Source organism: Ruegeria sp. CDSC025, from assembly GCF_059610805.1.
Genome location: NZ_JBXWOJ010000004.1, coordinates 1 through 26,275, shown reverse-complemented (window position 1 = coordinate 26,275; position 26,275 = coordinate 1). Strand labels below are relative to the sequence as shown.

The 26,275-nt window shown below is 56.8% G+C and carries 25 protein-coding genes; 6 read left to right on the top strand and 19 right to left on the bottom strand.

Going from position 1 to position 26,275, the window contains the following annotated elements; translation table 11 throughout:
- Positions 1-64: 64 nt before the first annotated feature.
- On the bottom strand, positions 65-2,044 hold the full coding sequence (locus tag AC2FH8_RS07795; RefSeq protein WP_496689200.1) for a bifunctional 2',3'-cyclic-nucleotide 2'-phosphodiesterase/3'-nucleotidase: 1,980 nt from the start codon (positions 2,042-2,044) through the stop codon (positions 65-67).
- A gap of 239 nt (positions 2,045-2,283) precedes the next feature.
- Complete coding sequence (locus AC2FH8_RS07790) at positions 2,284-3,189, bottom strand: LysR substrate-binding domain-containing protein (RefSeq protein ID WP_281972852.1); 906 nt, start codon at positions 3,187-3,189, stop codon at positions 2,284-2,286.
- 181 nt (positions 3,190-3,370) lie between these two features.
- On the opposite strand from AC2FH8_RS07790, the gene ugpB reads away from it, so the two are divergent.
- From ugpB to AC2FH8_RS07765, 5 genes are read left to right on the top strand one after another with little or no spacing between them, the layout of a single operon-like run.
- Entirely contained in the window at positions 3,371-4,681 is a 1,311-nt protein-coding gene (gene ugpB / locus AC2FH8_RS07785) for a sn-glycerol-3-phosphate ABC transporter substrate-binding protein UgpB (protein WP_496689198.1), read from the top strand.
- Between the two features lie 57 nt (positions 4,682-4,738).
- Positions 4,739-5,620: a sn-glycerol-3-phosphate ABC transporter permease UgpA gene (gene ugpA / locus AC2FH8_RS07780; protein ID WP_142639899.1), complete on the top strand. Its 882-nt coding sequence runs from the start codon at positions 4,739-4,741 to the stop codon at positions 5,618-5,620.
- Positions 5,621-5,640: 20 nt separating this feature from the next.
- Entirely contained in the window at positions 5,641-6,477 is an 837-nt protein-coding gene (gene ugpE, locus AC2FH8_RS07775; RefSeq protein WP_271949133.1) for a sn-glycerol-3-phosphate ABC transporter permease UgpE, read from the top strand.
- Between the two features lie 3 nt (positions 6,478-6,480).
- Positions 6,481-7,536 carry a sn-glycerol-3-phosphate ABC transporter ATP-binding protein UgpC gene (ugpC, locus tag AC2FH8_RS07770; RefSeq protein ID WP_496689196.1) on the top strand — a complete coding sequence of 352 codons (1,056 nt, stop codon included), beginning with the start codon at positions 6,481-6,483 and terminating at the stop codon, positions 7,534-7,536.
- Positions 7,536-8,471, top strand: coding sequence for a glycerophosphodiester phosphodiesterase family protein (locus tag AC2FH8_RS07765; protein ID WP_496689194.1), 936 nt, complete (start codon positions 7,536-7,538; stop codon positions 8,469-8,471). Before ugpC ends, AC2FH8_RS07765 begins: the two co-directional genes overlap by 1 nt.
- A 111-nt stretch (positions 8,472-8,582) precedes the next feature.
- Here the strand turns inward: AC2FH8_RS07765 and AC2FH8_RS07760 are convergent, their stop codons facing one another.
- The 15 genes from AC2FH8_RS07760 to AC2FH8_RS07690 all read right to left on the bottom strand — a co-directional run bounded on the left by AC2FH8_RS07760 (position 8,583) and on the right by AC2FH8_RS07690 (position 23,686).
- The gene (locus tag AC2FH8_RS07760) at positions 8,583-9,278 is read right to left on the bottom strand and encodes an RraA family protein (RefSeq protein ID WP_496689192.1); all 696 of its coding nucleotides are present in this window, start codon (positions 9,276-9,278) and stop codon (positions 8,583-8,585) included.
- The gene (locus tag AC2FH8_RS07755; protein WP_496689190.1) at positions 9,275-9,970 is read right to left on the bottom strand and encodes an alpha/beta fold hydrolase; all 696 of its coding nucleotides are present in this window, start codon (positions 9,968-9,970) and stop codon (positions 9,275-9,277) included. The genes AC2FH8_RS07760 and AC2FH8_RS07755 overlap by 4 nt, the downstream gene beginning before the upstream one ends.
- A complete protein-coding gene (locus AC2FH8_RS07750) occupies positions 9,967-11,091 on the bottom strand; it encodes a cobalamin-independent methionine synthase II family protein (protein ID WP_496689188.1) in 1,125 nt (374 codons plus the stop codon). Before AC2FH8_RS07750 ends, AC2FH8_RS07755 begins: the two co-directional genes overlap by 4 nt.
- Before the next feature lie 58 nt (positions 11,092-11,149).
- A complete protein-coding gene (locus AC2FH8_RS07745; protein ID WP_496689186.1) occupies positions 11,150-12,112 on the bottom strand; it encodes a cupin domain-containing protein in 963 nt (320 codons plus the stop codon).
- 151 nt (positions 12,113-12,263) lie between these two features.
- Positions 12,264-13,238 carry a nuclear transport factor 2 family protein gene (locus AC2FH8_RS07740; RefSeq protein WP_496689184.1) on the bottom strand — a complete coding sequence of 325 codons (975 nt, stop codon included), beginning with the start codon at positions 13,236-13,238 and terminating at the stop codon, positions 12,264-12,266.
- Positions 13,235-14,254, bottom strand: coding sequence for a LacI family DNA-binding transcriptional regulator (locus tag AC2FH8_RS07735; protein WP_496689182.1), 1,020 nt, complete (start codon positions 14,252-14,254; stop codon positions 13,235-13,237). Before AC2FH8_RS07735 ends, AC2FH8_RS07740 begins: the two co-directional genes overlap by 4 nt.
- Positions 14,254-15,021, bottom strand: coding sequence for an SDR family NAD(P)-dependent oxidoreductase (locus AC2FH8_RS07730; protein ID WP_271949099.1), 768 nt, complete (start codon positions 15,019-15,021; stop codon positions 14,254-14,256). The genes AC2FH8_RS07735 and AC2FH8_RS07730 overlap by 1 nt, the downstream gene beginning before the upstream one ends.
- Position 15,022: 1 nt before the next feature.
- Positions 15,023-16,087: an ester cyclase gene (locus AC2FH8_RS07725; RefSeq protein ID WP_496689180.1), complete on the bottom strand. Its 1,065-nt coding sequence runs from the start codon at positions 16,085-16,087 to the stop codon at positions 15,023-15,025.
- A gap of 79 nt (positions 16,088-16,166) precedes the next feature.
- Positions 16,167-17,507 carry a histidinol dehydrogenase gene (gene hisD, locus AC2FH8_RS07720; RefSeq protein ID WP_496689178.1) on the bottom strand — a complete coding sequence of 447 codons (1,341 nt, stop codon included), beginning with the start codon at positions 17,505-17,507 and terminating at the stop codon, positions 16,167-16,169.
- A gap of 11 nt (positions 17,508-17,518) precedes the next feature.
- Positions 17,519-18,049 carry an ester cyclase gene (locus AC2FH8_RS07715; RefSeq protein ID WP_142639920.1) on the bottom strand — a complete coding sequence of 177 codons (531 nt, stop codon included), beginning with the start codon at positions 18,047-18,049 and terminating at the stop codon, positions 17,519-17,521.
- Between the two features lie 132 nt (positions 18,050-18,181).
- Entirely contained in the window at positions 18,182-19,171 is a 990-nt protein-coding gene (locus AC2FH8_RS07710) for a nuclear transport factor 2 family protein (RefSeq protein WP_496676809.1), read from the bottom strand.
- 178 nt (positions 19,172-19,349) lie between these two features.
- Positions 19,350-20,231 carry a carbohydrate ABC transporter permease gene (locus AC2FH8_RS07705; RefSeq protein ID WP_496676806.1) on the bottom strand — a complete coding sequence of 294 codons (882 nt, stop codon included), beginning with the start codon at positions 20,229-20,231 and terminating at the stop codon, positions 19,350-19,352.
- A 1-nt stretch (position 20,232) separates the two neighbouring features.
- Positions 20,233-21,261 (bottom strand): carbohydrate ABC transporter permease, encoded by a 1,029-nt coding sequence (locus tag AC2FH8_RS07700; protein WP_496689176.1) that lies wholly within the window; start codon positions 21,259-21,261, stop codon positions 20,233-20,235.
- Positions 21,262-21,326: 65 nt separating this feature from the next.
- A complete protein-coding gene (locus tag AC2FH8_RS07695) occupies positions 21,327-22,553 on the bottom strand; it encodes an ABC transporter substrate-binding protein (RefSeq protein WP_271949112.1) in 1,227 nt (408 codons plus the stop codon).
- Positions 22,554-22,636: 83 nt separating this feature from the next.
- Positions 22,637-23,686: an ABC transporter ATP-binding protein gene (locus AC2FH8_RS07690; RefSeq protein ID WP_142639930.1), complete on the bottom strand. Its 1,050-nt coding sequence runs from the start codon at positions 23,684-23,686 to the stop codon at positions 22,637-22,639.
- Between the two features lie 158 nt (positions 23,687-23,844).
- Here AC2FH8_RS07690 and AC2FH8_RS07685 point away from each other — a divergent pair, with 158 nt between their 5' ends.
- Complete coding sequence (locus tag AC2FH8_RS07685; RefSeq protein ID WP_142639932.1) at positions 23,845-24,846, top strand: ester cyclase; 1,002 nt, start codon at positions 23,845-23,847, stop codon at positions 24,844-24,846.
- A 201-nt stretch (positions 24,847-25,047) separates the two neighbouring features.
- On the opposite strand, the gene AC2FH8_RS07680 is transcribed toward AC2FH8_RS07685, so the two are convergent.
- On the bottom strand, positions 25,048-25,782 hold the full coding sequence (locus AC2FH8_RS07680; protein WP_496689173.1) for a DUF3726 domain-containing protein: 735 nt from the start codon (positions 25,780-25,782) through the stop codon (positions 25,048-25,050).
- Complete coding sequence (locus AC2FH8_RS07675) at positions 25,779-26,156, bottom strand: hypothetical protein (protein ID WP_282027217.1); 378 nt, start codon at positions 26,154-26,156, stop codon at positions 25,779-25,781. Before AC2FH8_RS07675 ends, AC2FH8_RS07680 begins: the two co-directional genes overlap by 4 nt.
- Between the last annotated feature and the right edge of the window lie 119 nt (positions 26,157-26,275).

The window sequence follows — 26,275 nt, the reverse complement described above, 5'->3', positions numbered from 1 at the left end:
CACCCCCCAATTCTGATCCATACCATTGGGTCAGAAATAGGGGGATAAGCCTGCTTTCAATCTGTTACAGCTGGATGCGGAAGGCCGCAAAGCCATCTGCGCCCTCACCGGCATCCTCGATCGAAACACCTTTGACGTCACTCATATAGTCACGCGCCTTCGGGCCTGTTTCGAACAGGACCGTGGTGCCGTCCAGCGGCGCAAACGACCAGTTGGCATCTGCTTTGGGATCAATCGTGCCCTGTTCGACGATATAGCGGACAATCACGTCGCGGTTGGTGTCCGGCGCTTCGAACACAACCGTGTCGCCCATCGCGCCGGGGAAAGATCCGCCACCGGACGCTCGGTAATTGTTGGTGGCGATAATGAACTCCATGTCATCCGTGACCGGAGAACCATTGAAGGCAAGGTCCACGATCCGGGCCGCGCCAGGGTTGACCTCTTCACCCTTGGGTCCAAACCGCGATGGCTGGGACAGGTCGATCTGATAGGTGACACCGTCCATCACGTCGAAATTATAGGACGGAAACTCTGGGTTCAGCAGGACCGCGTCGCTTGCGCCCGGTTCGACCTGATTAAACATTCCGGCAGACCGCTCCAGCCAACCTCGGACCTGCGCTCCGTTCACCCGTACGGCGCGCACGGTGTTGGGATAAAGGTAAAGGTCGGCCACGTTCTTGATTGCCACGTCACCCACCGGGACATCGGTGTAATACTCGGGGCCACCACGACCGCCGGCTTTGAAAGGCGCCGCGGCTGACAAAATGGGCAGGCCTTCGTGTTCCGTGCCCTTCATCATCTCTTCGACGTACCATTTCTGCGCTATCGACACGATCTGAACGGACGGGTCATCTGCTACCAGCGCAAAATAGCTGTGCAGCGGGGCCGACGTCTTGCCGACCGCTCTGCGCACATAGGCCAGGGTTTCGTCATGGTCTTTCGCGACCGAGGCCAGCACGGCCTGATCGTCCTCGACCAGCGCCGTGATCGAGCGATCTTCGTTGCGAACCGAAATCGGGCGCGCCTCAGACGTTGTGGTCACCACACGCCACTCGTTCCCATCGCGCTCCAGCAGCAGGTCCAGAAGGCCAAGATGTGATCCCCAGAACCCGCCCATGACGGCGGGTTTGCCCATCAACGTCCCTTTTGCAACGTCAATACCGGGACGGTCGGCAAATGTCTCGGACGGGAAAACAAGGTGGTTGTGACCGGTCACCAGCGCGTCAATCCCGTCAACACCGGCCAGCACAACCGAGGCGTTTTCCATACCGTCGGAATGGTCGGCATCGCCAATCCCCGAATGCGAAAGCGCGATGATCAAGTCGCAGCCCTGCTCTTTCATCTCAGGCACATAGGCCTGCGCTGTCTCGACAATGTCGCGGGCCTGCACGTTGCCTTCGAGATGCTTGCGGTCCCAGTTCATGACCTGCGGCGGCGTAAACCCAATGACGCCGACCTTGATCGGGTGTTTGCTGCCATCGCCCATTTCAATCTGGCGGTCGAGAATCGCATAGGGTTTGACCAGCGTTTTATCCTCACGCGGGTTTGCCCCCTGTTCCTTTGCGACGTTGGCCAGTACAATCGGGAAATCCGCGCCAGCAAGCGCCTTTTCCAAAAAGTCCAAACCGTAGTTGAATTCGTGATTGCCCAATGTGGCGGCGTCATAACCGACTGTGTTGAAGGCGGTGATAATCGGGTGGCTGTCGCCCTCTTTCATCCCCCGCTCATAGGCGATGTAATCGCCCATTGGGTTGCCCTGCAGATAGTCTCCGTTATCGACCAGCAGAGAATTCGTCGCCTCGGACCGGATGCCGTTGATGATCGAAGCGGTGCGGGAGAGGCCTACCGTGTCGCGAGGCTTGTCGGCGTAATAATCATAAGGGAAGACATGCACATGAATGTCCGTCGTCTCCATTATCCGTAAATGCGCCTGATTATTGGCAGCCGCCGCAGAAAAAGGGTGAAGTGTAATGGCCGCGGCGCTGGCGGTGGTGGTCGCAAGGAACTGACGGCGGGACATCAAGCTGGGGTTGGAAAATGGCATGTGACACCTTTCATTTTCGTTTGTCGACGCGACTTGTGCAGGCCCTGCGAAACAGTGGTGTGACACTGGCTGGCAGGTCCTGCCACGCGTCGAACTGGGCATGAACCAAGTCAGTTTGCCCACAAGTTTCAGGGCGCGTAAAGCAATCCCGGGGTCTCAATTCGATTTTTGTAAAATTTTGCCAATGCCCAAAGCCGCGTTCAGGCAATCAATCGGGCAACGCTTTCTGCTGTATCCAGCTAAGGATCGGCGATGAAAGGTCCAAGGCTGTCGCTGAACTGTTCTATGAATTCCAGCGTGACCAGCGATGGTTGCTTCAAAACCGGTCGCACCAGCGACAGCGTATGAGGCAGAAATGGCCTGAAAGACCGATAGCTCAACCCCCTGTTCTGATATTGTACTGCGTCCAGTTCGCTAACGACAGACACCCCAACGCCCTTCACCACCAATTCGCAAGCGGCCGTGAATTGCCGAACCTCGATATGCGAGTTCAGTTCGACATTCGAGTTTTGAAATGCACGCGACAGGCGCGCGAAAAAGTCGCTGTCGCGCCGGGTGTGGATGATCTTCTGATCGGCAATATCTGCCGGTGTCACGGTCGAAAGGTCTTCCAGCGCATGGCCTGCGGGAAAGACGCAAACTGTGCGGATATCAATATGGGTGCTTTCGACAGCCGGGTGGCCATTAAACCCATCTGTGATTCCGAAATCATATTGCTCGCCGATCATCCACTCCAGGATGCGCTCGGGCCGATCCGGCTCTATCGTCATGGTGACGCCAGGCCGGTCGCTCAGAAATCCGGCTACAACATCTGGTAAGTGACTGGTGGCGAAGCCAGGAAGGCAGGCGACGCGAATATGCCCGGCTTTGCGTTGCGTGATGTCCTGACTGACATCCGAGATCTGCCGCATCAATTCCAGCACGCGCTCTACGCTGGGTTGCAGATAGCGGACCTCTTGCGTCGGAACCAATCGACCTTCGCGGCGGTCGAACAGTTGAAACCCAAGCGATTTTTCCAAATCTGAAAGCAACCTGCTGACCGCAGGCTGGCTGACCCCCAGATCAAAAGCGGCGGCAGTGACCGAGCCATTGACGGTCACCGCCATAAGTGCCTCAAGCTGCCTAATTCTCAGGGTTTGGCTCATGGAGCGTCCTGTTTTTGCTGCAAACCTCGGTCAATTCATAACATCGTATTATATTTTTTGCCAGAAAATCAGGCTTGAATTATATTTCTGTGACGTTAACGTCGTGAAATCGTCATGTGTGCCGATTACGCGTAGCGCTCGGTATTCAACGAAGCATCGCCTTTGATGCATGGGAGGAATCATGAAAACGAAATTGCTTGGCGCTCTTGCCGTATCAACAGCCTTGTCCCCGATCGCGGCAATGGCGCAAACCGAAGTTCAGTTCTGGCATGCCTTTACCGGCCGCCTAGGTGAGCTTGTGAAAGCTCAGGTTGAAGAATTCAACGCCAGCCAGGATGAATATGTCGTGGTTGAAAGCCACAAGGGCAACTATTCGGAAACCCTGAATGCAGGCATCGCCGCCTTCCGCGCCGGTGAACAACCGCAGATCCTGATGGTATTCGAGGTTGGCACCGCAACTATGATGTCGGCCCAGGGCGCGATCAAACCGGTCTATGAGGTGATGGCTGAAAGCGGTGCGTCATTTGATCCGGACGCCTATATCGGCTCGGTCAAAGGGTATTATACGACCACGGATGGCGACATGCTGTCCCTGCCCTTCAACTCGTCAACACCGGTTCTTTGGGTCAACCGCAATGCGTTCGAAGCGGCGGGCGTTGATCCTGACACCGATCTGTCGACCTGGGAAAAGGTCGGGGAAACGCTGGAGCAGCTTAAGGCCGGTGGTGAAGATTGCCCGTTGGTCACTGCATGGCAAAGCTGGATTCATCTTGAGAACCTGTCAGCCTATCACGACGTCCCCTTCGCCTCGCAGGATAACGGCTTTGCCGGTCTGGATACCGAGCTGATGCTGAACGGTCCGGCCCAGGTTGCGCACCTGACCGCGATGGGTGACTGGGCCAAGGACGGCAAGTTCATCTACACGGGCCGCCGCAACGAAGGTGGCGCGAACTTCCGGTCCGGCGAATGCGCCCTGTTCACCGAAAGCTCGGCGGGATACGCCGGAATCAAAGCCGAAGCCGAGTTTGATTTCGACGTGCGCCCACTGCCCTATTGGGAAGCTGTCACGGCCGAGCCGCAGAACACCATCATCGGTGGTGCCTCACTGTGGGTCATGGAAGGTCATGAGGCCGATGAATACAAAGGCGTCGGCGAGTTCCTCAGCTTCCTGTCCTCGTCTGACGTTCAGGCGGCCTGGCACCAGAACACCGGCTATTTGCCCATCACTACTGAGGCAGGTCAGGCGACCCGAGCGTCTGGTTTCTATGACGAAAACCCGGGCACTGACATCGCCGTCATCCAGATGACCGCGAAAGAGCCGACGGCAAACTCGAAAGGTCTGCGTCTGGGATCATTCGACCAGATCCGTGGCATCATCGACGAAGAGCTTGAGGCCATCTGGGCCGGTGAAAAGACCGCCCAAGAGGCGATGGACAGTGCGAAGGAACGCGGCGACGCGCTGCTGCGCCGGTTCGAATCCGCCAATCAATAAGTCGTAATCTGATGCGGGCCTCGTTGGGCCCGCATTCTACTCTGGTGGGCCAATAGAATGGAAAAACGCGTCATTTTTCGCGGCTGGCTGCTGCCGCTTGCGCTGATCGCCCCGCAGGTCATCATTTCCGCCGTCTTCTTTTTCTATCCTGCTGGTCAGGCCGTATGGCAATCGTTGTTCATTCCCGACCCGTTCGGGCTGTCGTCTCAGTTCGTCGGACTGGGCAATTTCGAATTCCTGCTGAGCGATAAATACTACCGCGCCTCATTCGTGACGACGGCGGTGTTTTCTACTCTTGTGACCCTGTGCTCGATGATCCCGGCCTTGTTCCTGGCAGTCATCGCAGATCGACTGATCAAGGGCTCGGGCGTGTATCGGACCTTGTTGATCTGGCCCTACGCCGTTGCCCCCGCGGTGGCGGGTGTGCTGTGGCTGTTCATGTTCAACACCCGCGTTGGTGTGGTCGCATGGTATCTGGGCCAGCTCGGCTATGACTGGAACCACGTCCTGAACGATGCCGAAGCCATGGGGCTGGTCGTTGTCGCCTCGGCCTGGGGACGCATCAGCTATAACTTTCTGTTCTTCTTTGCGGCGCTGCAATCCGTGCCCCGCTCGGTCATCGAAGCGGCGGCGATTGATGGGGCCCATTTTTGGCGCCGGTTCTTTACCATCGTACTGCCGCTTTTGTCGCCGACCGCGTTCTTCCTGCTGGTCGTGAACATTGTCTATGCCTTCTTTGAAACTTTCGGCGTGATCCACACGATCACCGGAGGGGGTCCGCAACAAGCCACAACCATCCTGGTCTACAAAGTCTTTTCCGATGGGTTTGTGGGCCAAGATCTGGGGTCGTCTTCGGCCCAGTCGGTCATCCTGCTGGTGGTTGTCGGCCTGCTGACAGTGATCCAGTTCAAATATGTTGAGAAGAGGGTGCATTACTGATGGCGGCCCAACAACATGGAATGGTCGAGAAACGTGGTGCGGGCCTGTGGCTGACCCATGCGTTTATGATCCTTGGCGTTCTGGTCATTTTCTTCCCGATCTGGCTGGCCTTTGTGGCCTCGACCGTTACTCAGGCCGACATAATCTCGCCCCCGATGCCGGTTGTGCCAGGTGATCAGTTCTGGGTGAATTACAAGGCGGCCCTGTTCTCAGGCGTGAACGTCCCGGTCGCAACGATGCTGTTCAACAGCCTGGTGATGGCGATTGGCATTGCCGTGGGCAAGATCGTCATCTCGCTCCTGTCAGCCTTTGCCATCGTCTACTTCCGCTTTCCCGGGCGGAACACGTTTTTCTGGCTGATCTTCCTGACCCTGATGCTGCCGGTTGAGGTGCGGATTGTCCCTACCTTCGAGGTGGTGGCCGGGTTTGGTATGCTCAACAGCTATTCGGGGCTGATCTTTCCGCTGATCGCCTCGGCCACTGCCACGTTCCTGTTCCGCCAGTTCTTTCTGACCATCCCGGACGAACTGGCCGAGGCCGCGCGGGTGGATGGCGCCCGCCCGATGCGGTTCTTCGTTGATATCGTGATCCCGATGAGCCGAACCAACATCGCGGCCCTGTTCGTGATCCTGTTCATCTATGGGTGGAATCAATATCTCTGGCCGCTGCTGATCACGACCGACCCCGAGATGAACACCATCGTGATGGGCATCAAACAGATGTTCCCCTCGGGCGATGATTTTGCCCATTGGCCGACGATCATGGCGACCTCGATCCTGGCAATGATCCCACCGGTCCTTGTGGTGGTGTCGATGCAAAAGCTTTTTGTCCGCGGCCTTGTCGATAGCGAGAAATAAGAAATGGCAACAGTATCCCTTGAGAACGTCAAAAAGAGCTTTGGCCCGACGGACGTCATTCATGGCATCGACGTCGATATCGCGGATGGCGAGTTTATCGTGATCGTGGGCCCCTCCGGCTGCGGCAAATCCACTTTGCTGCGGATGGTGGCCGGGCTTGAGACTGTGACATCCGGCGAAATCCGGATTGGCGAAGAGCGCGCCAATGACAAGGAGCCGATGGACCGGGACATTGCGATGGTGTTCCAGAACTATGCTCTGTACCCTCATATGTCGGTACGCCAGAACATGGGTTATGGTCTGAAAATCGCCGGATTGCCCAAGGCTCAGATTGACCAGAAGGTGACCGAGGCCGCTAAGCTGTTGCAGCTTGAGCCGCTGCTTGACCGCAAGCCTCGTCAGCTTTCAGGCGGTCAACGCCAAAGGGTTGCCATGGGCCGCGCTATTGTCCGTGAACCTGCCGTGTTCCTGTTTGATGAACCGCTCTCAAACCTGGATGCAAAGCTGCGTGTCCAGATGCGCCTGGAAATCCGCGAACTGCAAGAAAAGCTGGGTATCACCTCGCTATACGTGACCCATGATCAGGTCGAGGCCATGACCATGGCCGACAGAATGATCGTGATGAACGGTGGTGTTGCCGAACAGATCGGCACCCCGCTTGAGGTCTATGAGACGCCGCGGACGCTGTTCGCTGCGCAATTCATCGGCAGCCCGGCGATGAATACCTTTGATGCAGAGCGACAGGGCGGAAAGATCAGGATCAAAGATACCGAGATTGGCCCATCAGGCGGGCCCGATGGCCTGTTCAAATTGGGCATACGGCCAGAGCATCTGTTCTTTGATGAAAACGGGCCCTTTGATGTCGTAGTTCAGATATCCGAACCGCTGGGGGCGAATACTTTGCTGCACGGTCAGGTGTCAGGCTCTGGCGCGGCAATCACGATCAGCCTTCCGGGTGTTCATCCGATCGAAGGCCGTCATCCCAGTATGCGTTTTTCTGTTGCGCCAGAGCATATGCATCTGTTTGACCCTACCTCTGGCATAAGGCTCGAGGGCTGATGCCTTTCCCTCAGGTCGAGGCGTTTCGCGGCGGTAAAAACCTGATCCGTGTAGTAGGGCACCGGGGGGCACGCGGCGTCCTGCCCGAAAACAGCATGATCGGTTTCGATTTTACGCTGTCCATCGGGGTTCCACTTCTTGAGTTTGACGTGGTGCTGACGGCGGATGATGTACCTGTCATAACCCATAACCATCGGCTGCACGCGCCGACCTTTCGGGATGCCAGCGGTCAGTTTTTGACCGGAAAAGAACCCAAAGTCTCGTCCCTGTCCTTCGACCAGATTCAACAGTTCGAAATCGGGCGCTTGGACGGACACTCGGATTATGGTCGACGGTTCCCCGATCAGGCCCAACTGGACGGCGTTCGCGTGCCAAAGCTGCAGGACCTGCTGGATCTGATCAATCGGCCGGAATACGGCAAAGCCAATCTGATGCTCGAACTGAAATCTGATCCGGATCTGGCCCATGACGCGGCCTATCTGGACCGCTTTGTCGAACGCGTGGTACAGCAGGTTCGGGCCGCTGGCCTATCCGATCGCGTGTTGCTGCACAGCTTTGACTGGACCCTGTTGGAAGTCTGTCAGCGGCAGGCACCTGACATGCCGTCATCTTACCTGACGCAGCTTCCCGAAAATGCCGATGACCTTGGCGAGGATTCCTCCAAGGCCGTTTGTCCGGACTTTCGAGGCCAAAGCGAAAAAATCCCGCAAATGGTCAAGCAAGCGGGCGGCGCGCTTTGGTGTCCGTATTTCGCAGATGTGATTTCTGAGGACGTCGCGCTTGCCAAAGAACTTGGGCTTTGCGTAGCCGTATGGACGGTCAATGAACCGGCGGATATCAGCAGGATGATTGATCTGGGTGTCGATGCCATCGTCTCGGACTATCCTGGACGGGTTCAAAGGCATCTGTCGGATTTGGGCATGAGATGGGTGTGATCCAGCCGTGATTTCCGACACAATCGCCATCGCTAGTGACGGGCCAATTCAGGATCACATCGGCTCGCTGCCGGGTTAGTCTATGGCTGGGCCGCGCGGTTGTTGCCGCATTTACGTGCGCGAGGCTTCGAACGCCGCCCATGCTTGTTCAAAGGCCTCAAAATCGAACTCTGACGCGCGTGCTGGGCCAAGAATAAGCTTTTCGGTTTCAAGCAATTTGCGGATCGCCTGTTCCAGGCTGTCCACCACTTCGGGCGGGATCACCAAAGCGCCGTGCCGGTCCGCATGCACCAGGTCCCCGTCCTTGATCGAGAGGCTGAAGATGGTAACCGGAGTGCCCACCTCTTTGACATGCACGAACCCGTGGCTTGGACCGACCGAGCCCGCCACAACCGGAAACCCATCCGGCAAATCGCCCAGATCCCGCATCACGCCGTTGGTCAACGCACCGCTGATGCCAAACCCTTTGTGGACCGTGGTATTGATCTCACCCCAGTAAGCACCGATGCAGTCCGGGAAATCCAGATCTTCGACAACCGTGACAGCCGGGCCTGTGCCCGTTGCCATATGCCGGTAGTAATCCATCCGGCGCTGACGGATCACTTCGGGAGGGTCGTCGGGAGGGTTCACCGCCGCGATCTTTGCCGTTCTGGCATAACCGACCATTGCCCCCGCATCGGGATCCGAGCACAGCATTGTGCCCCGCGTGAAATTTTCGAACCCACGCTTGCCTTGCGCCACTTCAATCGCATTGCAGACGGTGGGGGTGTCGACGGATTTCAAAAGATCCAGCAAGGGTTTTTTCATAGTGCCTCCAGCCAACGGCACAGAGCCGCTGTCGTCCGTTCGGGTTGTTCAAGTGTAGGCAAATGCCCCGCCTGCTCGATGACCTCGAAACGGCTATTCGTGAGAAGTTCATGCATCAAGGCGTGTCGCGAAACCGGGCACAGAGCATCATCTTTCCCGCACAGGATCAGGGCCTGCCCGGTATAACCGCGCAAGGTATCGCTTTGGTCGGGGCGATCTCGCAGTGCTTTGGACTGGTTAATAAAAACATCCGATCCAAGACCCAAGGCCATATCCATGCACAGGTTCAGAATTGCCTCGCGGTTCGGGCCATCGGTCAGGTAGTTTGGTTTCATCTCCTCGGCCATGATCCGGCCCAAGCCCCCACTGGACACAGAGGCGATTTGTGGACCACGCCTGGCTTTGACGTCATCCCGTTCGGCCATGTGGTTGGTATCCATCAGCGCCACGCTGACGACGCGCTGCGGTTGCTGCCGGATTATTTCCATCGCAACGATGCCACCCATGGACAGACCCGCAAGGACAAAGCGCGGGGGCGCATAAGACAACACTTCGGCGGCCAAAGCCTGCACCGTGTCATGCCCCCCAATCGGCGCATAGAGGACAGGATTGCTGCTCGAAAGCGCCGCGATCTGCGGGGCAAAAAGCCGGGCATCGCACATCATGCCGGGCAACATTACAAGTGGCTTCATGTGACCAATGCAGCCCCGTCGGCCAGAGAACCAAGCTTGGCAAAGGCGATATCAGGATCAACCGCACCAAATCCGGCAAAAGTGCCAAATCCGCAATCCGAGCCCGCGATCACTCTTTCGCGGCCGACAATATTCGAAAACCGTTCAATACGTTGGGCGACCAGTTCCGGATGTTCGACAAAATTTGTCGTGGTGTCGACAACGCCAGGTACAAGCACTTTGTCCTCTGGTATTTCGGCTTTGCGGTCACGGAACACCGTCCATTCATGCGCATGACGGGGGTTCGAGGTTTCGAACAGGACATAGCGGGATTTGGTCGACATCAGCGTGCCGAACACTTTGTCCATTCCAATGTCGCAACAATGCGGTCCTTCGTAATTGCCCCAGCAAATATGGACGCGCACCTTGTCAGCGGGAACGTCCTGCAATGCGTGGTTCAGGGCCTCAACATGCAAATTGGCGACTTTGACAAATTCTTCGTCCGAAAGGTCAGAGAACAGCATATGGCGAGACAAGGCCAGGTCGGGGCAATCCAGCTGTAGATCCAGACCGGCCCCCACAATGGTTTCGTACTCTTGCTTCATCGCATCGGCGAGTGCAGCCAGATAGGCTTCACGCGTGGGGTAGAAATCATTTTGCAGAAACAGAGAGATGACACCCGGGCTGGCCGCGTTCATAAAACCACGCTCGACATCATGCGTGGCCATGGCGGCCTTGAGGTTGTCGATGTCTTTTTGCAGTTCACCTTGCCCTTTTGACCGCACCTCACCCACACACATTGGGCGCGCATATTGTGGCGTACCGCCATCATCAGCCAGGCGTTTCAGGAAGCCGGGAAACATCTTCAGATCCGCTGGCGCGTTGCGCGGGCTGTCCCCGTCAAAGCCGGTATAGCGGTCTTTGACATAGGTGGCGTATGAGATCTTCGACGTCTCGCCATCTGATACGATATCGACCCCGGCTTCGACCTGTTTGCGCACTGTCTCGGACACGGCCGAGGTCATACAGGCATCAAACGCAGCCGCGTCAAATGGCTCTGCACGCTCGCGCGCAAAGATGAAATCCACGACCTCCTGACTACGCGGAAGGCTCCCTACATGTGTGGTTGAAATGCGGGTCATTCCTTCTTCTCCCTCTGCAAGTCTAATCTGCGCCGCCCGGAAGGCAGCGCAGTTTGTTTCATGCACCTGTCCAAGTTGTACCGGCCGGATCTTCGGTTGCGGTAACGCGATAGAGCCCCGCGTCACCGGTCATCGAAGGCGTGACGCCATAGCTTTCGCCGGGCAGAACCAGTGCGGTATCCCCATTTGTCAGGGTTGTTTCGACATCCTCAATCGTAATCCGCCAGTGGCCACTGGCCGGCATCAAGACCACAGGCTTTTCGGCTTTGACCGGATCAGACACGCACGAGCCGCGACCAAGGAAATCAACCTCGAAACCCGGCTTGTCTTTGATCAGGCCGTTTTCACCGATCACAACGGCAGGCTTGTTTGATGACAGCGCCATCAAATCCCAATAGCGGGCCACGTAATTGCCAATCACATTTTCGACGGGGACCTCGGGATAGGCTTTCAACTGCTCTTCAGTCAGCAAGGGCATGGGCTGTACGTTATGCGGCAGCGTTTCCCCTTTTTTGCTGTCGTAAAGAACCCCATTGTTTCCCAGCATCAAGCCATGGGCCTGCGCATCCTGAATAACCTGCGGCGCCCAGGTGACCCCGCCCCCGGCATCGTCACCACCAAGGACCGCCATGATCATCCCATAGTCCTGCCCCACATTTTCAAACCCGCGGAAGATACCGGTCGGGATGTTGAAGATGTCTCCTTCTTCGGCAATGAACTCACCAGCCGATCCGTATCTGCCCCAGAAGAACCGCCAACGGCCTTTGGCGACAAAGAACACTTCGGCCGTGGTGTGGCTATGCAGAGAGTTCCGGCATCTCGGCGGTTGGCCTGCGGCACCGATATTGAAACCAATCTTGTCGGTGATGTGGACATGCTGGTCGGGGCTTTCAGATACGCCCCCGCCGATGATGGTGAAGTTTTCCTTTTGATCTGACCCCGGAGTATGGGCGTCGATGAACGCGGTTTTACAGGGTTTCAAATCGCCATAACGGACGATGCGGCTTTGGATGGTACTCATTTCTGTCTTCCTTTTGGTTGGAGTTCGCTGCGGTCAAACTCCGAAACCAGGCGGGCGGTTGTTCAGTCGCTGGGCACGCAGGCTGGCCCGGTGGGCGTGAAAACGCCGCAGGGCCTGCCCAGCCTCCAGATTTGAGAGACGATGCGACATTTTACAGATCACCGGTTTTCAAAAGGATCTGTTTCCAGACCGACGTTTCATCAAACAGAGTGTATTCACGGCGCAGGCCCCAGGGGCCGAATTCGGCGTGGCTAATACCCAGCACAAAGACCTCGGCCCCCGTCGGCGTGCCGAACACACCCCATCCATCATGCTTGCCATGCAGCGACCAGCGGATCGCGGCGCGGGGCGGCATCATTGGGTCATCGCGACCGATCTGATGTTGAATTTTGAACTCGGCATTCGGGAAAGAGGCGCGAAGCCCCATCCAAAAGCGATCGACCGGAGCCCAGCTGTGACCAGTCGTGCCGCGCGGATATTCCGATTGCACGGCGCGGTCATACTCGGCACTGATCACGCTCAGGTCTGCAGACATGACCCGGTTCAGAATGTCGGCGTATTTCTGACCCCATTCATTATCATTACCACGCCCTTTGTAAGGTCCAGGCTGATCATTCGCCGGCGTGTAAGGCTGGGCGCAAGCCTCCGGGCCGCCTTCGCGGGCAATCAGCTCGCGGGCATATTCTTTTGGGTCCCAACCCATCTGTTGGACAATCGCACCCTGGTCGCGGATCAGCCATTCATCGTTGATCTGGTTGTTGATGGCGTGACAGTCAGCAAGGATACGGTAGACCAGCTTTTTCCCGGTAGCCTTCCCATAGACACCGTCGCCCAGATGGGTCGCAGTCGACAAAAGCCTGTGCGAGGACAGCATGCCATCTTCCGGTGTGCCGGACCAAATCACATCCTCACCCAGCAATGTGCGGTCGGGGAACTCGGCAAGCGTTGCCATGGTAGCGGCAATGACGCCCTGATTGCCAACGACAACTGACCCCGGGGATCGAACCACGATATCGGGCGCATAGTAATGGTGCAGCGTGGCAATGCCCCGATCTTCCCAGATTTCTTTTGTGATCCCAATAATATAGTCAGGAAAATCTTTGAATTTCGGGTCAAATCCCTTCATGTCTTCCATCCTTCAGGTATACGTGCAGAACCGCGAACAATCAGCGGTCCATCTATTTCCAATCGGTGCGGACCAACATCGGGCCCTTCGATTTTGCTCAGCAAAATGTCCACGGTTTCGGCAACCATACGGTTTGCAGGCTGTCGTACAGTGGTCAGGCTATAGGTTGGCCATGCCGCAACGGCCACATCGTCATATCCGACAACCGAAACATCTTCGGGAATCCCTAGGCCCAACTCGAATCTGAGGGTGTCCATCACTGCAATAGCCATGTGGTCATTGGCTACAAAAACGGCGTCGGGCGGGTCCGAGGCAAACATCTCCAACGTTGCCGCCCGCGACTGTTCGCTGGTGAAGTTCCCAACGCCGCGCGCATGCAGTTCCGCCCCCGCATCATGCAAGGCGGCCCTGAAACCTGCTTCGCGGTCGCGCTGGGTCGACGCGCCTTCCCAACCGGCGATGTACCCGATCTTTTTATGCCCCCCGGCCAAAAGGAATTCGGCAGCCTTGCGCCCACCCGCGATATTGTCCGAGGTGACCGCCGACATGGCCGGGTCGTCCTGAACCCGGTTAAACAGCACCATCGGCACACCGGCAGCCAGACAACGATCCGACAGATCCGACGACAAAGCCACCGAAGCCGCGATAATCCCATCAACCTGAAAATCCAGTATTTCTTCGATCACGTTGTCTATGTTGCCGGCTTGATGCGACGCCATGAAGACCAGCACGTGGTAGCCGCGCTCTTGCAACTTGTTTGTCAGCTTTTCCAACGCTTCAGGATAGAACTGATTGTTCAGATAGGCGACCACAAGTCCAATGATCCGGCTTTTGCCCGAGACCACCGCACGCGCCAGAAAATTTGGCCGATATCCCAGCTCATCCGCTGCCTTGCGCACTTTCGCGACCGTTTTTTGTGAGGCAGATGCACCAGGCGTAAAGACCCGGCTAACGGCGGATTGGCTGACCCCGGCCAGCCGGGCAACGTCCAACGATGTAACCTTCTGAGTAACCATCAGTCTGCCGTCCAGCCTCCGTCCACCAACATTGCTGTTCCTGTAACCAAAGCCGACGCCTCTGATGCCAGGTACACTACCGCGCCCATAATATCCTCAATCTCTCCCGGGCGGCCCAGCTTGATCTTGTCCAAAATCCAGGCCCGTTTGGTCGGGTCCGCGAATGTAGGCCGGGACAAATCCGTCAGGATGAAAGTCGGGCAAATCGTGTTGACACGGATCTTTGCGGGCCCGAATTCCAGCGCCATCGCCTTGGTAAAGCCCTCGACCGCAAACTTGGAGGCGCAATAGACCGCGCGTTCCTGCCCGCCGACATGGCCCATCTGGCTTGAGATATTTATCAGCGATCCGGGACGCCCGGCCTCAAGCAACCCTTTGGCAACGGCTTGGGTTAGGAAATAGGCCCCCCGGACATTGACGTTCATGACCAAGTCAAAATCTTCGGGCACCGTTTCGACCGCCTTGCTATGACGTGCAAACCCTGCCGAGTTCAAAAGGATGTCAAACGGCCCGTTTTCGGCGACAGCCGCGGCAGTTCCTGCGACATCGGTGACATCCATCTCAAGCACCTTGGCAGACCATCCCCTGGCAGTCATCTGATCGGCTATCTCTTGTAACGCACTTGCGCGGCGCGCCGCCAATGTGACCTCGGCCCCATGTTCTGCCAGCGCTACGGCGCAGGCCAGACCTATGCCCGACGATGCCCCGGCGACTAGCGCACGTTTGCCACCTAGACTAAAACTGGGGGTGCTGGGAAAATTGAGCATATCAGACCTCGCCGACTGGGTATGGAATTTCACCCGCGACACGCGCTTTGTTGAATTCGCGCAGGCGGGCAAAGACATCTACGCCCAGTTGCCGGTACACGTCCAGCAGGTCGACCAACACCCAGTTCTCCCGGATCAGGCCATCTTCCAATCGCCAAAAATCCAACGATCTCATAGTGATGGGCTGGCCAGAAGGGGCGATACCCATCCAGCCGTCATGAGTGATGGTCTGGATCATGTCCGGCCAGCCGGTAACAGCTGCATAATCACCGTCACCAAAGAAATGAAAGGTGATCTCGTCGGCGTATTTGCCTCGGTCCGGCATGCCACCCAGGAAAGGGATCTGGTGCCAGTTGCGAAACCCTGCAATGCCGCGCCCGGTGCCGATCCCAGCGGGGCCGTACCAGTTCATGCGCGGATGCCAGAACCTTTCCATCTCCATCACTTCGGGGCCACCCTGACTGGGATGCTTTTCCAGATGTTCAAGCATGGAAACGATATGGTCGCAGGAGGCCTTCGATTTTGCCTCATCCCAGGGGCCCCGCACGATACCGTCCAGCGTCGCCGGGCCGGGAATACAGAACTCCTGCCCCAAAGACGGGGCCATCGGCCAGGCCTTCGCCTGCATCATCACTTCGGGAATGTCCCAGAGTGCCTGGATTTCGACAACTTTGCGATTTTCAAAGCGGTAGAATTCGTGGAACCGCATATGGGTCAGATGCCCGGTCGGCGGGATGTCCAACCAAGGGGCGACGAAGGTGCCTACGTAGTGGCCGCCACAGCAGACCCAATCATCACCATGTTGCGTCGGCCCGCCCATCACAATCCAATCCCGGCGTTCCAGATCGGGCATGGATTTCAAAAGCGGTGTGTAGCAGGCATCATAGAGTTCCTGCGGCCCGGTCAGGTCGCCGAATGGATGGGGCATGTGGATGACGGCATCGGGCGCAATCTCCGCCTGCAGTGCAGCTCGGACGCCGGTTTCGTCAAAGTTATACATGGCTTCGCGCAATGGCGCGATCAGGGCCTTATGGGTAGAATGTGTGTCCATTGCGAAATCTCGCATTGTGTTATCTGCTTTTCTTTCAAAACCCGTGGTGCCCGGGCAAACCCCAAGCGCAAGTTCTGCAGCAATGACCTCACTCTTATGAGGACGCGTCTGCAGCCTCGCGATAAGCCGCACCTTCGCCGTAAGGTACGTTGATGCCCCCATAACGCCGGACGCGAATATTGCATTGCTCGGCATGGCCGACAAAGCCTTCCAACATACACAGGCGTGAGCCGTATTCGCCGATCATTGCCGCAGCCTCGTCAGTAACAACCTTCTGGTAGCTGTGAGTTTTCATGAACTTGCCGACCCACAAGCCGCCGGTATAACGTCCGGCCTTTTTGGTCGGCAGCGTGTGGTTCGTGCCGATCACCTTATCACCGTTTGCAACATTGGTCCGCGCCCCAAGAAACAGCGCGCCATAGCTGGTCATGTTTTCCAGGAACCAGTCGTCACGGTCGGTCATCACCTGCACATGCTCAGAGGCGATATCATCGGCAACTTGCAGCATTTCGTCATAAGTGTCGCAGACAATGACTTCCCCATACTCCTCCCAGCTGACTTTTGCGGTTCCGGCGGTAGGCAGGATACCGAGGATACGGTCGATCTCGCTCAGCGTTTCTTCGGCCAACTTGCGCGAGTTGGTGACCAGAACACAGGGGCTGTTGTAGCCATGCTCGGCCTGCCCCAACAAGTCGGTCGCACAAAGTTCGGCATCGGCAGCGGTTTCGTCGGCAATGACCATCGTCTCGGTCGGGCCCGCAAAAAGGTCGATGCCAACGCGACCAAAGAGCTGCCGTTTGGCTTCTGCCACAAAGGCATTCCCGGGGCCGACCAGCATGTGGACCGGATCAATGGTTTCCGTACCGATCGCCATGGCACCAATCGCTTGGATACCACCCATGACATAGATCTCATGCGCCCCACCCAGATACATGGCAGCGATCACGGCCGCATTGGGCTTGCCCTGAAACGGTGGCGTACAGGCGATGATGCGAGGCACACCGGCCACTTTAGCGGTCGCAACCGACATATGCGCCGACGCAACCATCGGGAATTTACCGCCAGGAACATAACAGCCAACAGACTGCACCGGGATGTTCTTGTGGCCGAGGATGACCCCCGGCAAGGTTTCAACCTCGATATCCAGCATTGAGTCGCGCTGCGCCTGGGCGAAGTTTATCACCTGTTTCTGAGCGAACTTGATGTCGGCGAGCTCGCGTTCGGTCAATGAGGCAATCAGCTCGTCGATCTGTTCCTGGCTCAGGCGGAAACTTTCCGGCGAGTAATTGTCAAACTTTTCCGACAGATCGCGCACCGCCGCATCACCGCGAGTTTCGATGTCTTTCAGCGTCGCTTCAACGACAGTGCGGGTTTTGGCGTCATCTTCGGCCCGGTCGGCCTCGGGTTTGCCGCTTTTCAGATATTCGATAGCCATTGTCCTAATCCTCAATTTTCGGGCCGGGGCGGAATTTCTTCTCCCCGGTCAAATGTTTCCCACCCTTTGCCCTGGAACAGATCGACTCCAAGCTGCGAGGCGACATGGGCAAAATCGACATTCACCCAGTTGTCGACGATCTTGCCGTCGACAACTTTCCAGAAATCCATGTAACGGATCTCGACGCGCTTGCCGGTGGGCGCAATCCCCAGAAATTCGCCAGAATGGGTTGCTTCCTGGCGGCCAAAAGCTGCCGCCCACTCGCCCATATAAAGCCGGGCCTCGTCGATGCAGGTCTTGTCGGAAAACGCAGCCTGGAACGGGCGTTGCCAGTTTTCCTGGAATTCCTTCAGGCCCGTCTTGGTGCCGCAACCCTGGTTGCCAAGCCAGCGGAACCCTTCGGCGAAGAATTCGCCGATGTCTTCGATACGGTGGTCGTTCAAACCATCGACCATCCCCTCGATCACGGCGCGGGTCTCGTCGGTTTTGCTCATGTCCGTGTCACGTGTCAGCACGGCCTGTTCGGGGCGGGAGCCCTTCATGTTTCTCTTCCTTTTATGGTTACCAAGGGGTCTTCTGTGTGGAGGGCGAGGATTAATCCGCCGTCAGAAAATCCCTTGGCATCCGGTTGAGCGCCGGATGGCGCGCAACGGCGTTATGTCTGGCAGAGCAGCTCATGCAGCCTGCTCGGCGATTTCAGCAAAGAGGTCATAGCCCAGTTGCAACAGCACATGCGGGACATCGACAAAAACCCAGTTTTCGACCAGCAGATCGTCCTCGCGGCGCCACCAGTCGCAGACCCGCATGAAGACGCGTTTGCCACTTGCGGACTGGCCGAGGAAAGGTTTCACCTGGACGCCAGTTAACGAGGGCCAACCGCCCGAGCATACGTAGTTACCTTCGCCATAGCGGGTGAAATGCGCCGTCATACCGTTGCCCGCAGTGCCGCCGGACCAGCCTTCAAAGGTGGCTTCGAAAGGCACCTGGAAGCTGGCAAAACTCTCGATCCCGACGAAAGAACCGAAGGCGCCGGGGCCGTACCAGACCATGTTGTCATGCCAGTAGGGGCGCCAAGCCTCGTTCTCGGTAGCAAGCCCGGCCAGCATTTCTGTGACCATATGATAGCTCTTGGCACCCTCGGCAGGATCCTGCGGAGTGGTCAAGATGCCATCATGGCTGGCAGGGCCCTGAATCATGCCGGTGAAGCCGCGGGTCTTGCCCGGGCTGTCGGGGATCGGCCATTGTCCAGCGGCCAGCATCAGCTCTGGAATATCGAGGAAGATATAGCTTTCCACCGCCTTGCCGTCCTGCATCCGGTGGAACTCGCCAAAGCGCAGATAGGCAAGCTCGCCTGTGGCCCGGATGCCAAGCCAGTCGCGCGAGAACCGACCAACGAAATAGCCGGTGGCGCTGATCCAGTCCTGCCCGTCAAATTCGCCGGCCATGACGATGTCATCGCGCCGAAAAAGCCCGTCGAAGGCAGCGGCGAGCGGGGCGATGACGTGATCGTGCAGCCCGAGGCCGCCCGCGACCTCATTGAAGGGATGCACCACGTTGACATGTGCACCGGGGGCGAAGAAAGCGTCAAATGCCGGCCGGAAGTTGCCAGGATGGCGTTGTGCTTCGGTGAATCTCAGAAAGGGTTTACGGTCGAGGTTTTTCATCTTCTCTGTCTCAATGGGGTCTGTTCGGGGCGTGTTCGGAGAAGCGCCCCGCAAGGTCCCGCGCGCATCAAAGCAAATGGAATTCGTCCCGGCCGCCGGGTCCTGCGCGCAGCCACATTCAGTCTGGCAGTATGCGCATGGGCAGATACGGACTGAGGATGAGTGCGTCCCATCAGAGTTAGCCTTTCACAGCCCCGGCCGTCAGACCGCCCACAATCTGTCGCTGGAAGAACATGACCAGAATGAACAGTGGAACTGTGGCTGAAACCACAGCCGCAACCGCGAACATCACGTTACCTTCGGTCTGCGTTGTACCAAGAAACGCGGCAATGGCAGGCACCATCGTGCGGTTACTTTCGGACAGAAGCATCGCCCCGACGGCAAAATCGTTATAGGCCAGCAGGAACGAGAACAGCCCGGTGGTGATCACCCCTGGCCACATCACCGGAATGATCACCCGACGAAATGCCTGGAACTGGTTGCATCCGTCGACCTTGGCACTTTCATCCAGCTCGCTTGGGATGTTCTTAAAGAAAGAATGCAGCATCCACAGAGTGAACGGCTGGTTTATCGCCACAAGCACGATGATCGTGGTTGGAAGGATCCCCCAGATGTTCCATTCGAAGAAAGGCAGCAAATATCCCGAGACCAGCGTAATCGGTGGCATAGCCCGGAAGATAAGTGCCGTGATCAATAGCCAGAACGTATAGTTGTAGGTCGACCGAGACAGGGCATAGCCCCCCAGCGTTCCGATTGTGAGCGAGATGGTGACAACAAAGAAACAGATGATCCCCGTGTTGAGAACATTCCGCCAAAATTCTTCCTGTATCCAGGCGCCCTCGTACCCTGTGGTTGTGAAGGGCGAGCCATAGACGGCTTCGGTCCGTGCTCCGGTGATGGCATTGGTCCAGTCGGCGATCGAAAAGAAATCCAACTCTACCTTGAACGAACCCCAGACCGTCCAGAGGAACGGGAAAGCGGCCAGAACGAACCATAGGATCACAAATAAGGACGTGGCGATCCGGAGACTTCTAGGCATTCTTTGTGCGCGGCTGGCCATATTATCTTGCTCCTTTGAAGTCGCGCCAGGTGCGGACAAGCACCGGTGACAGCAGAATGGCGACTCCGATTATCGTGATCACAGAGGTCGCGGCCGCGGAAGAAAGCTGCCGGGTTTCACCGCCTAAGTCGTTGAAGATGAATGTACTAAGGGATTGTGCGTGCGCACCTGCGCTGAACCCGATTATCGGTTCAAACACCTTGAAGTTGTCCATCAACTGAATCAACGCAACAAATGTGACCAGTGGCATGAGATGAGGAACGACCACGAACTTAACCTGTTGCCAGCGGGTTGCCCCGTCTATCTGGGCGGCCTCGATTTGATCCTGGGGCAATGTTTGCAACCCCGCATAGAACACGACAAATGCAAATGGAGCGGCGTGCCAAACTCCATAAGCCATCAGCGCCACCCACATCAGCCCGGTTGAGGCCTTCAGGCTAAAATCCGGATCCCCGGCCAGATATACTAGGGCGTTGCCGATGACCCCGCGGCTGTCAATCATCCAGAACAGGATAAGCGAGCCAATCAACGGAGTGACGATCATCGGCAGAAGCGAAAAGAAGATCAGCAGCCCTTTGAGATTTCGGTGCAGGGAGTTGATTGCCAGCGCAATCACCAGCCCCAAAATGATTGTGAGCGGCGTCACAACAAACGTGAAGGTCAGCGTAAAAGCCATTGCCCTGTAAAAGGGCAAATTACCGATCTTTGAGAAGAAACCGCCCCAGGTTTCATTCGCAGCCCAGATCTGTCCAATTTCCTGGATCGCCAGGTGGCCACGGTCCAGGTAAATGTCCAATCCGACAAATCGGCCCAGTGGTTTCTCGGCGCGAAGGGCGGTTGTTGCCTCTTGATCAATCGTGGTCTCTGTCGTGCAGCCGATCAGGGGGGTGCAGCTTTCGACCTCTAACAAAACGGCCGGATGAGGCGCGAAAATGGATTGGGTCACCACCGAGACTATCGGCATCGCGATGAACAGCAGCATCGCAAGCCCGGTGGGCAGGAAGAACCACAGGAAGGTCTTATGGCGCATGTCGCAATCCCCACGTGAATTGGTTTGTGCGGGCGGCCCTTACAGACGCCCGCACGAGTCAGGCCCTACTGGAGGAAACCTTGTTCGATGGCAGCGGCGCGATATGCGGCTTCGACATCGGCCAGCGCCTGCTCAGCGCTTTCCTTGCCTTGCATGAAGTCTGAAAGTTCATTGCCTAGCGCGCTGTGCATCAGGCCCATGTAAGGCAACATCGGATAAGGCGGTGTGCCCATTTTGGCCGCCTCAAACACGCCTTCGGCGTCCGCACCAGGCTCGTAGCCTTCGATCAACCATACCGCCAGCGGCGTGGTTTCATCGTTCAGCATGTCAGGACGGATACCGTGTTTCATCGCGATGAACGTAGCCTCGGCTTCTTCATCCGAGATGTTCTTGCCGACGGTCCAGCCGTCCCACCACAGGGTCGATGCAGGCGTCGACCCGCCGCCGACTGTCAGTGGTGCGCCGATCGCATGACCGTCGATCACTTCCTGAAGCACGCCTTCGGTCGTGGTTTGCTGCGATGCGCGTGAACCCCACATATTCATGATTGCAACGTTACCAGCACGGTATTCGGCATTAGTGGCATTGGAATCGTGGGTCAGGAAGTCGGGGTTCATGTATTCCGACAAAGCCTTCATCATGTTCAGCGCATTGACACCAGCCTCAGAATTCACGTTGGGCTCGGCTGTTCCGGCTTTGAAGTGGCTGCCGCCATAGCCAAGAAAAATGTTGTTGAATTCCTGTGCCAGATTCCAACCCGACGCATAGGCGCCGCCAACCGGGTTTTGCATGATGCCCTGCTCGCGAATGGCTTTGGCCGCTTCGAGCAATTCTTCATAGGTTGTCGGCACTTCGACACCGGCCTGTTCCAACACGTCCTTGCGATACATCAGGTGCTGAGCATTCGCCATGAACGCCACGGCCATAATGTCATCACCAATCTTGATCAACTGACCTGGCTGCAGGTCCTGACCATGCTGTTCCACCAGATCGTTGAGCGGCCGAATAACATCTTCGTTCATCAACGCCACGATCGAGCTGTTGGCGATGATGGCACTGGTGTATTCAGACGGGTTTCCGGACAGACCAGCCACGTTGATGGTCTGGTGCTCGGAGGTCAGGTTTGAATCGACCGATGCGCCTGTGCATTCTTTCGCGCCGGTTGCGACGGCCTGAATGGCCGCAAATTCGTTACCAACGATATTCACGCGCCCGCTAATTTCACAGGCATAACCTGCGCTGGCGGCAAAGGCGGCCAAGGACCCAGCCAATGCAATTTTCTTCAGAAACATTTGTATTCCTCCCTAGGTAGATGGGTGCATCTTCGAAGTCTGCACCTGCGTTAAACCCGGCAATGCGGGTTTGGATTTTCTGTTCAGCGCTCCAAACGCGTTCCGGTTTGCGCATCAAACAAGTGGCAGTGATCGGTGTGGATATGGATTGAAACCTGATCATCGATTTCAGCGCGATAGGTTTTGTCGGCTTTGACCGAAACCAGCGCGCCACCGATCCGAACCGAGACCATCGTGCTGTCGCCCAAAAGCTCCTGCGTGTAGATGGGCCCGTTAATCTCGCCGCCGCTTTCCACGACATTGGCGTCCTCGGCGCGAAAGCCCAGCGTAATCGGGCCGTCCGACGCATTCAGCCCATGCACCTCAGTGTTCTGAGCCCGAAACACCCCATCCTGAACCTGACCATCGATAAGGTTCATTGCCGGATTGCCAATAAAGCTGGCCACAAAAGTGTTTGCGGGTGCATCGTAAATATCGGTCGGAGAGCCAACCTGCTGCACGATACCCTGCTTCATGATCACCACACGATCTGCAAGAGTCATCGCTTCGATCTGGTCATGAGTCACGTAGATCGTGGTCACGGCAAGCTCGTGGCTGAGGTTCTTGATCTGCGCGCGCGTCGAAACACGCAGCTTGGCGTCAAGGTTTGACAGCGGTTCGTCCATCAGAAAGACATTTGGCTCGCGAACAATGGCGCGGGCCAAAGCGACGCGCTGACGCTGGCCGCCCGACAGCTCTGCCGGTTTGCGATGCAGAAAGTCATCCAGTTCGACCATGGCCGAAGCGCGGCGCACTTTTTCGTCATGTGTGGAAGGGTCGATGCCGCGCACCTTCAGCGGGAACCGGATATTCTCATAAACATTCATGTTCGGATAGAGCGCGTAGGACTGAAACACCATGGCAACATCGCGGTCCTTGGGCTCCATGTCATTGACACGCTCGCCATCTATCAGAATGTCGCCCTCGCTGGCGTCTTCCAAACCCGCAATCATGCGCATGGTCGTCGTCTTGCCACAGCCTGATGGGCCAAGAAGAACCAGAAACTCTTTATCGGCAATAGTCAGGTCGAAATTATCCACCCCCACAAACGATCCCCAACGTTTCCCAACACTGCGAAGTTGAATTTCGGCCATTCTGTCCTCCCATGTGCACTTGTCGTGCATACGTTTGCAAGAGCATAGACATCTGATGGAACATCAGGCAAGCTTTTTTTGCATGCGTTTGCAAATCTACGTTTCACTATACAGAAAACCTGTGCTCAATTCCTGGTAAAGCACTGAAAGAAAAGAATATGCCTTACGAAGCCGAGAAAAATATTGTTCTGGATCTTTATGAAGCTCTGAGCCGAGCTGAAGAATCAGCGGTCCCTGACGTGATCTCGAAATATTGCGCCGATGACTATCTGTGGCGCGGATTCCATCCCTTTGACGAACTGCATGGCCCCAGTGACGTAGGTGCCCAGTTCTGGCTTCCGCTGAAACAAAGCCTGACCCGAATGCAGCGCCGTATGGACGTATTCATGGCCGGAGAAAACGAGATGGACGGTTTCACCTCGGTCTGGGTTGTATCAATGGGCCATCTCATGGGGCTGTTCGACAAAGATTGGCTAGGTATCTCGCCAAACGGCAAAATGACATTTCTGCGCTATTGCGAATTCAACAAGGTCGAAAACGGAAAAATCACTGAAACGGCGATGTATTTCGACATACCTCATTTCATGATGCAGGCCGGATTGCAGCCGTTCCCGCCTCAGACAGCCGCGCAGCTCGTGCAGCCGGGGCCCATGACCCATGACGGCCTGATGGTCGGTCCGCAACCTGCGGCGGAAGGAGAGCGGACTCTGGCGGCCATCAACTCTATGATCTCCGATCTGGGCCAATGGAACAGCGGCCTCAGCCTTGAGGACGAACTACGGCGCACATGGTCCGAAGACATGATCTGGTGGGGGCCATCCGGGATCGGGGCGACCTACACGATCGAACGCTACGCCCAACAGCATGCAGGCCCTTTCCGTGCTGGTTTCACTGACCGGTCGAAAACCAAACACATATGCCGCCTGGCAGAGGGTCACTATGGCGGTTTTTTTGGCTGGCCGAACTTCACAGCCCGTCCAACTGGCGGGTTCATGGGAATGCCTGCAACTGACAAAGCCGGTGAATTTCGGGTGATAGATATCTATCGGCGAGACGGGGATAAGTTGGCCGAGAACTGGATATTCATCGACCTTTTGCATTTCTGGAAACAGCAGGGTGTGGACATCCTTGCCAGAATGTCCGAGCTACCGCGAACATAACCGGCAGGATTGACGCACATCAGACCTTGGCTCTGTGCACTACCCCTGGCTCATGGCGCGCAGGGTCAAAAGGTTCTTTGGCGACCCAGCGCCGATTCACCGGGAATACATGCTGAACGAGTTCCGGTCCGACGCCGCCCCAATCGGGGCGGCATTTTTTTTGTTTGCAAACGGAGCAAGCGCTGGCTCATATCCCAAGCCTCACATGGGCCCGGCGCCTGAGCGGGATTGCGTATCTGAGCGAACGAGAATGGGCCAAGCGGCGGCGTTCAGGGCGTCCCATTGGCCGGGGTCAACCTCAATCCCCTGTTCCAAAGCTTGGTTATAGTTGGCTGCTAGCTGCGCCGCCGAAATTTCAAACCGCTGAAGTTCGGGTTGCTCCACCTGACGTGTCACCGCGTCCGCCAGCAATGCAGGCTGATTTGTGCAGATGATAGTGACGGTCGAGATTTCTTTTCTGTCATCTGCATTATCCAATCGCCAGTAATGCGGGAAAGTCGCGCCGCTTTCAAAGCTCGCTCCGTGTGATCCAACCTGATCTTTCCGATAGGCTGAGATATACACGCCCAACTGCGCGACCATCGACAGGCTTCGCAGGATTAGACCAGGATAGCGGCAGTTGGCCAGTTCGATGATCGCAAAGCCCGACTTGTTGGCCTTGGAGTGCATCAGATAGGCCGCCAATGAGCCGTGCTCGCAGACATCCGCGCCACCTGCATCAAGAACGGCGATGTCGCCATTTTCGAACACCAACCGCGGAGTCGCTCCACCCTTGGGGGCCCGTGGTGGCAGGCTGATACGGTCGAACCCGCTCAGACCCGCCATTTGCAACCAAGTGACCAATTGGCCAGCGACCTCATAGTCACCGATCTCGTGCCCGGCTCCTTCGTAGGCGCGGGACAGCGCGGTGATCATTTCGTTACGGGATACTTTCATGCCTGTGCCTCCTCAATCTGCGGTTTCAGTGGCAGGAACCAGCTTTCATAGGTCTGGCCGATGTCATCAATCAGCGGTGCCCCCTGATACATTGTGTTACGTAGCCATAGCTTCGAACGAGGGTCGAACTTGCTGACGCCAAAGAAGGCAAGCTTGCAGCGCAACAGGTCCATGGGGCGCACGTTCCGGTCCGCAAGGTTGGCTCGGATTTCGGCGTATTTGTGCCTGCTCATGGTTTGGATGCGGCGCACGATGCTTTTCAGAGCTGGGCGGCGCAACAGGAAATGAATGACGTCACTGCCTGGATGCTCTTCAAGGTCTTCCAACAACACGTCATAGCAGGCGCGAACACGGCACCCGATGGGCAGCGGCATTTGTTTCTCAATCCCCGGATCAGCACCGGCAAAACCCAGTGCTGAGCCTCCCCAACTGAACTGGTCCCCCTTTATGTTTAGGAAACGGAGGACCTAGAATGGCAAACAAGAGACCGAAG

What these genes read in the sequence shown, in the direction of transcription:
- AC2FH8_RS07715 (WP_142639920.1), bottom strand. Translation starts at nt 18,049, where the DNA reads ATGAAGGGCTCCCGCCCCGAACAGGCCGTGCTGACACGTGACACGGAC.
- AC2FH8_RS07675 (WP_282027217.1), bottom strand. Translation starts at nt 26,156, where the DNA reads ATGCCGCTGCCCATCGGGTGCCGTGTTCGCGCCTGCTATGACGTGTTG.
- AC2FH8_RS07730 (WP_271949099.1), bottom strand. Translation starts at nt 15,021, where the DNA reads ATGCTCAATTTTCCCAGCACCCCCAGTTTTAGTCTAGGTGGCAAACGT.
- AC2FH8_RS07695 (WP_271949112.1), bottom strand. Translation starts at nt 22,553, where the DNA reads ATGTTTCTGAAGAAAATTGCATTGGCTGGGTCCTTGGCCGCCTTTGCC.
- AC2FH8_RS07690 (WP_142639930.1), bottom strand. Translation starts at nt 23,686, where the DNA reads ATGGCCGAAATTCAACTTCGCAGTGTTGGGAAACGTTGGGGATCGTTT.
- hisD (WP_496689178.1), bottom strand. Translation starts at nt 17,507, where the DNA reads ATGGCTATCGAATATCTGAAAAGCGGCAAACCCGAGGCCGACCGGGCC.
- AC2FH8_RS07755 (WP_496689190.1), bottom strand. Translation starts at nt 9,970, where the DNA reads ATGAAGCCACTTGTAATGTTGCCCGGCATGATGTGCGATGCCCGGCTT.
- AC2FH8_RS07680 (WP_496689173.1), bottom strand. Translation starts at nt 25,782, where the DNA reads ATGAAAGTATCCCGTAACGAAATGATCACCGCGCTGTCCCGCGCCTAC.
- ugpA (WP_142639899.1), top strand. Translation starts at nt 4,739, where the DNA reads ATGGAAAAACGCGTCATTTTTCGCGGCTGGCTGCTGCCGCTTGCGCTG.
- AC2FH8_RS07750 (WP_496689188.1), bottom strand. Translation starts at nt 11,091, where the DNA reads ATGACCCGCATTTCAACCACACATGTAGGGAGCCTTCCGCGTAGTCAG.
- ugpB (WP_496689198.1), top strand. Translation starts at nt 3,371, where the DNA reads ATGAAAACGAAATTGCTTGGCGCTCTTGCCGTATCAACAGCCTTGTCC.
- ugpC (WP_496689196.1), top strand. Translation starts at nt 6,481, where the DNA reads ATGGCAACAGTATCCCTTGAGAACGTCAAAAAGAGCTTTGGCCCGACG.
- AC2FH8_RS07745 (WP_496689186.1), bottom strand. Translation starts at nt 12,112, where the DNA reads ATGAGTACCATCCAAAGCCGCATCGTCCGTTATGGCGATTTGAAACCC.
- AC2FH8_RS07710 (WP_496676809.1), bottom strand. Translation starts at nt 19,171, where the DNA reads ATGAAAAACCTCGACCGTAAACCCTTTCTGAGATTCACCGAAGCACAA.
- ugpE (WP_271949133.1), top strand. Translation starts at nt 5,641, where the DNA reads ATGGTCGAGAAACGTGGTGCGGGCCTGTGGCTGACCCATGCGTTTATG.
- AC2FH8_RS07740 (WP_496689184.1), bottom strand. Translation starts at nt 13,238, where the DNA reads ATGAAGGGATTTGACCCGAAATTCAAAGATTTTCCTGACTATATTATT.
- AC2FH8_RS07760 (WP_496689192.1), bottom strand. Translation starts at nt 9,278, where the DNA reads ATGAAAAAACCCTTGCTGGATCTTTTGAAATCCGTCGACACCCCCACC.
- AC2FH8_RS07795 (WP_496689200.1), bottom strand. Translation starts at nt 2,044, where the DNA reads ATGCCATTTTCCAACCCCAGCTTGATGTCCCGCCGTCAGTTCCTTGCG.
- AC2FH8_RS07735 (WP_496689182.1), bottom strand. Translation starts at nt 14,254, where the DNA reads ATGGTTACTCAGAAGGTTACATCGTTGGACGTTGCCCGGCTGGCCGGG.
- AC2FH8_RS07700 (WP_496689176.1), bottom strand. Translation starts at nt 21,261, where the DNA reads ATGCGCCATAAGACCTTCCTGTGGTTCTTCCTGCCCACCGGGCTTGCG.
- AC2FH8_RS07765 (WP_496689194.1), top strand. Translation starts at nt 7,536, where the DNA reads ATGCCTTTCCCTCAGGTCGAGGCGTTTCGCGGCGGTAAAAACCTGATC.
- AC2FH8_RS07685 (WP_142639932.1), top strand. Translation starts at nt 23,845, where the DNA reads ATGCCTTACGAAGCCGAGAAAAATATTGTTCTGGATCTTTATGAAGCT.
- AC2FH8_RS07725 (WP_496689180.1), bottom strand. Translation starts at nt 16,087, where the DNA reads ATGCGAGATTTCGCAATGGACACACATTCTACCCATAAGGCCCTGATC.
- AC2FH8_RS07790 (WP_281972852.1), bottom strand. Translation starts at nt 3,189, where the DNA reads ATGAGCCAAACCCTGAGAATTAGGCAGCTTGAGGCACTTATGGCGGTG.
- AC2FH8_RS07705 (WP_496676806.1), bottom strand. Translation starts at nt 20,231, where the DNA reads ATGGCCAGCCGCGCACAAAGAATGCCTAGAAGTCTCCGGATCGCCACG.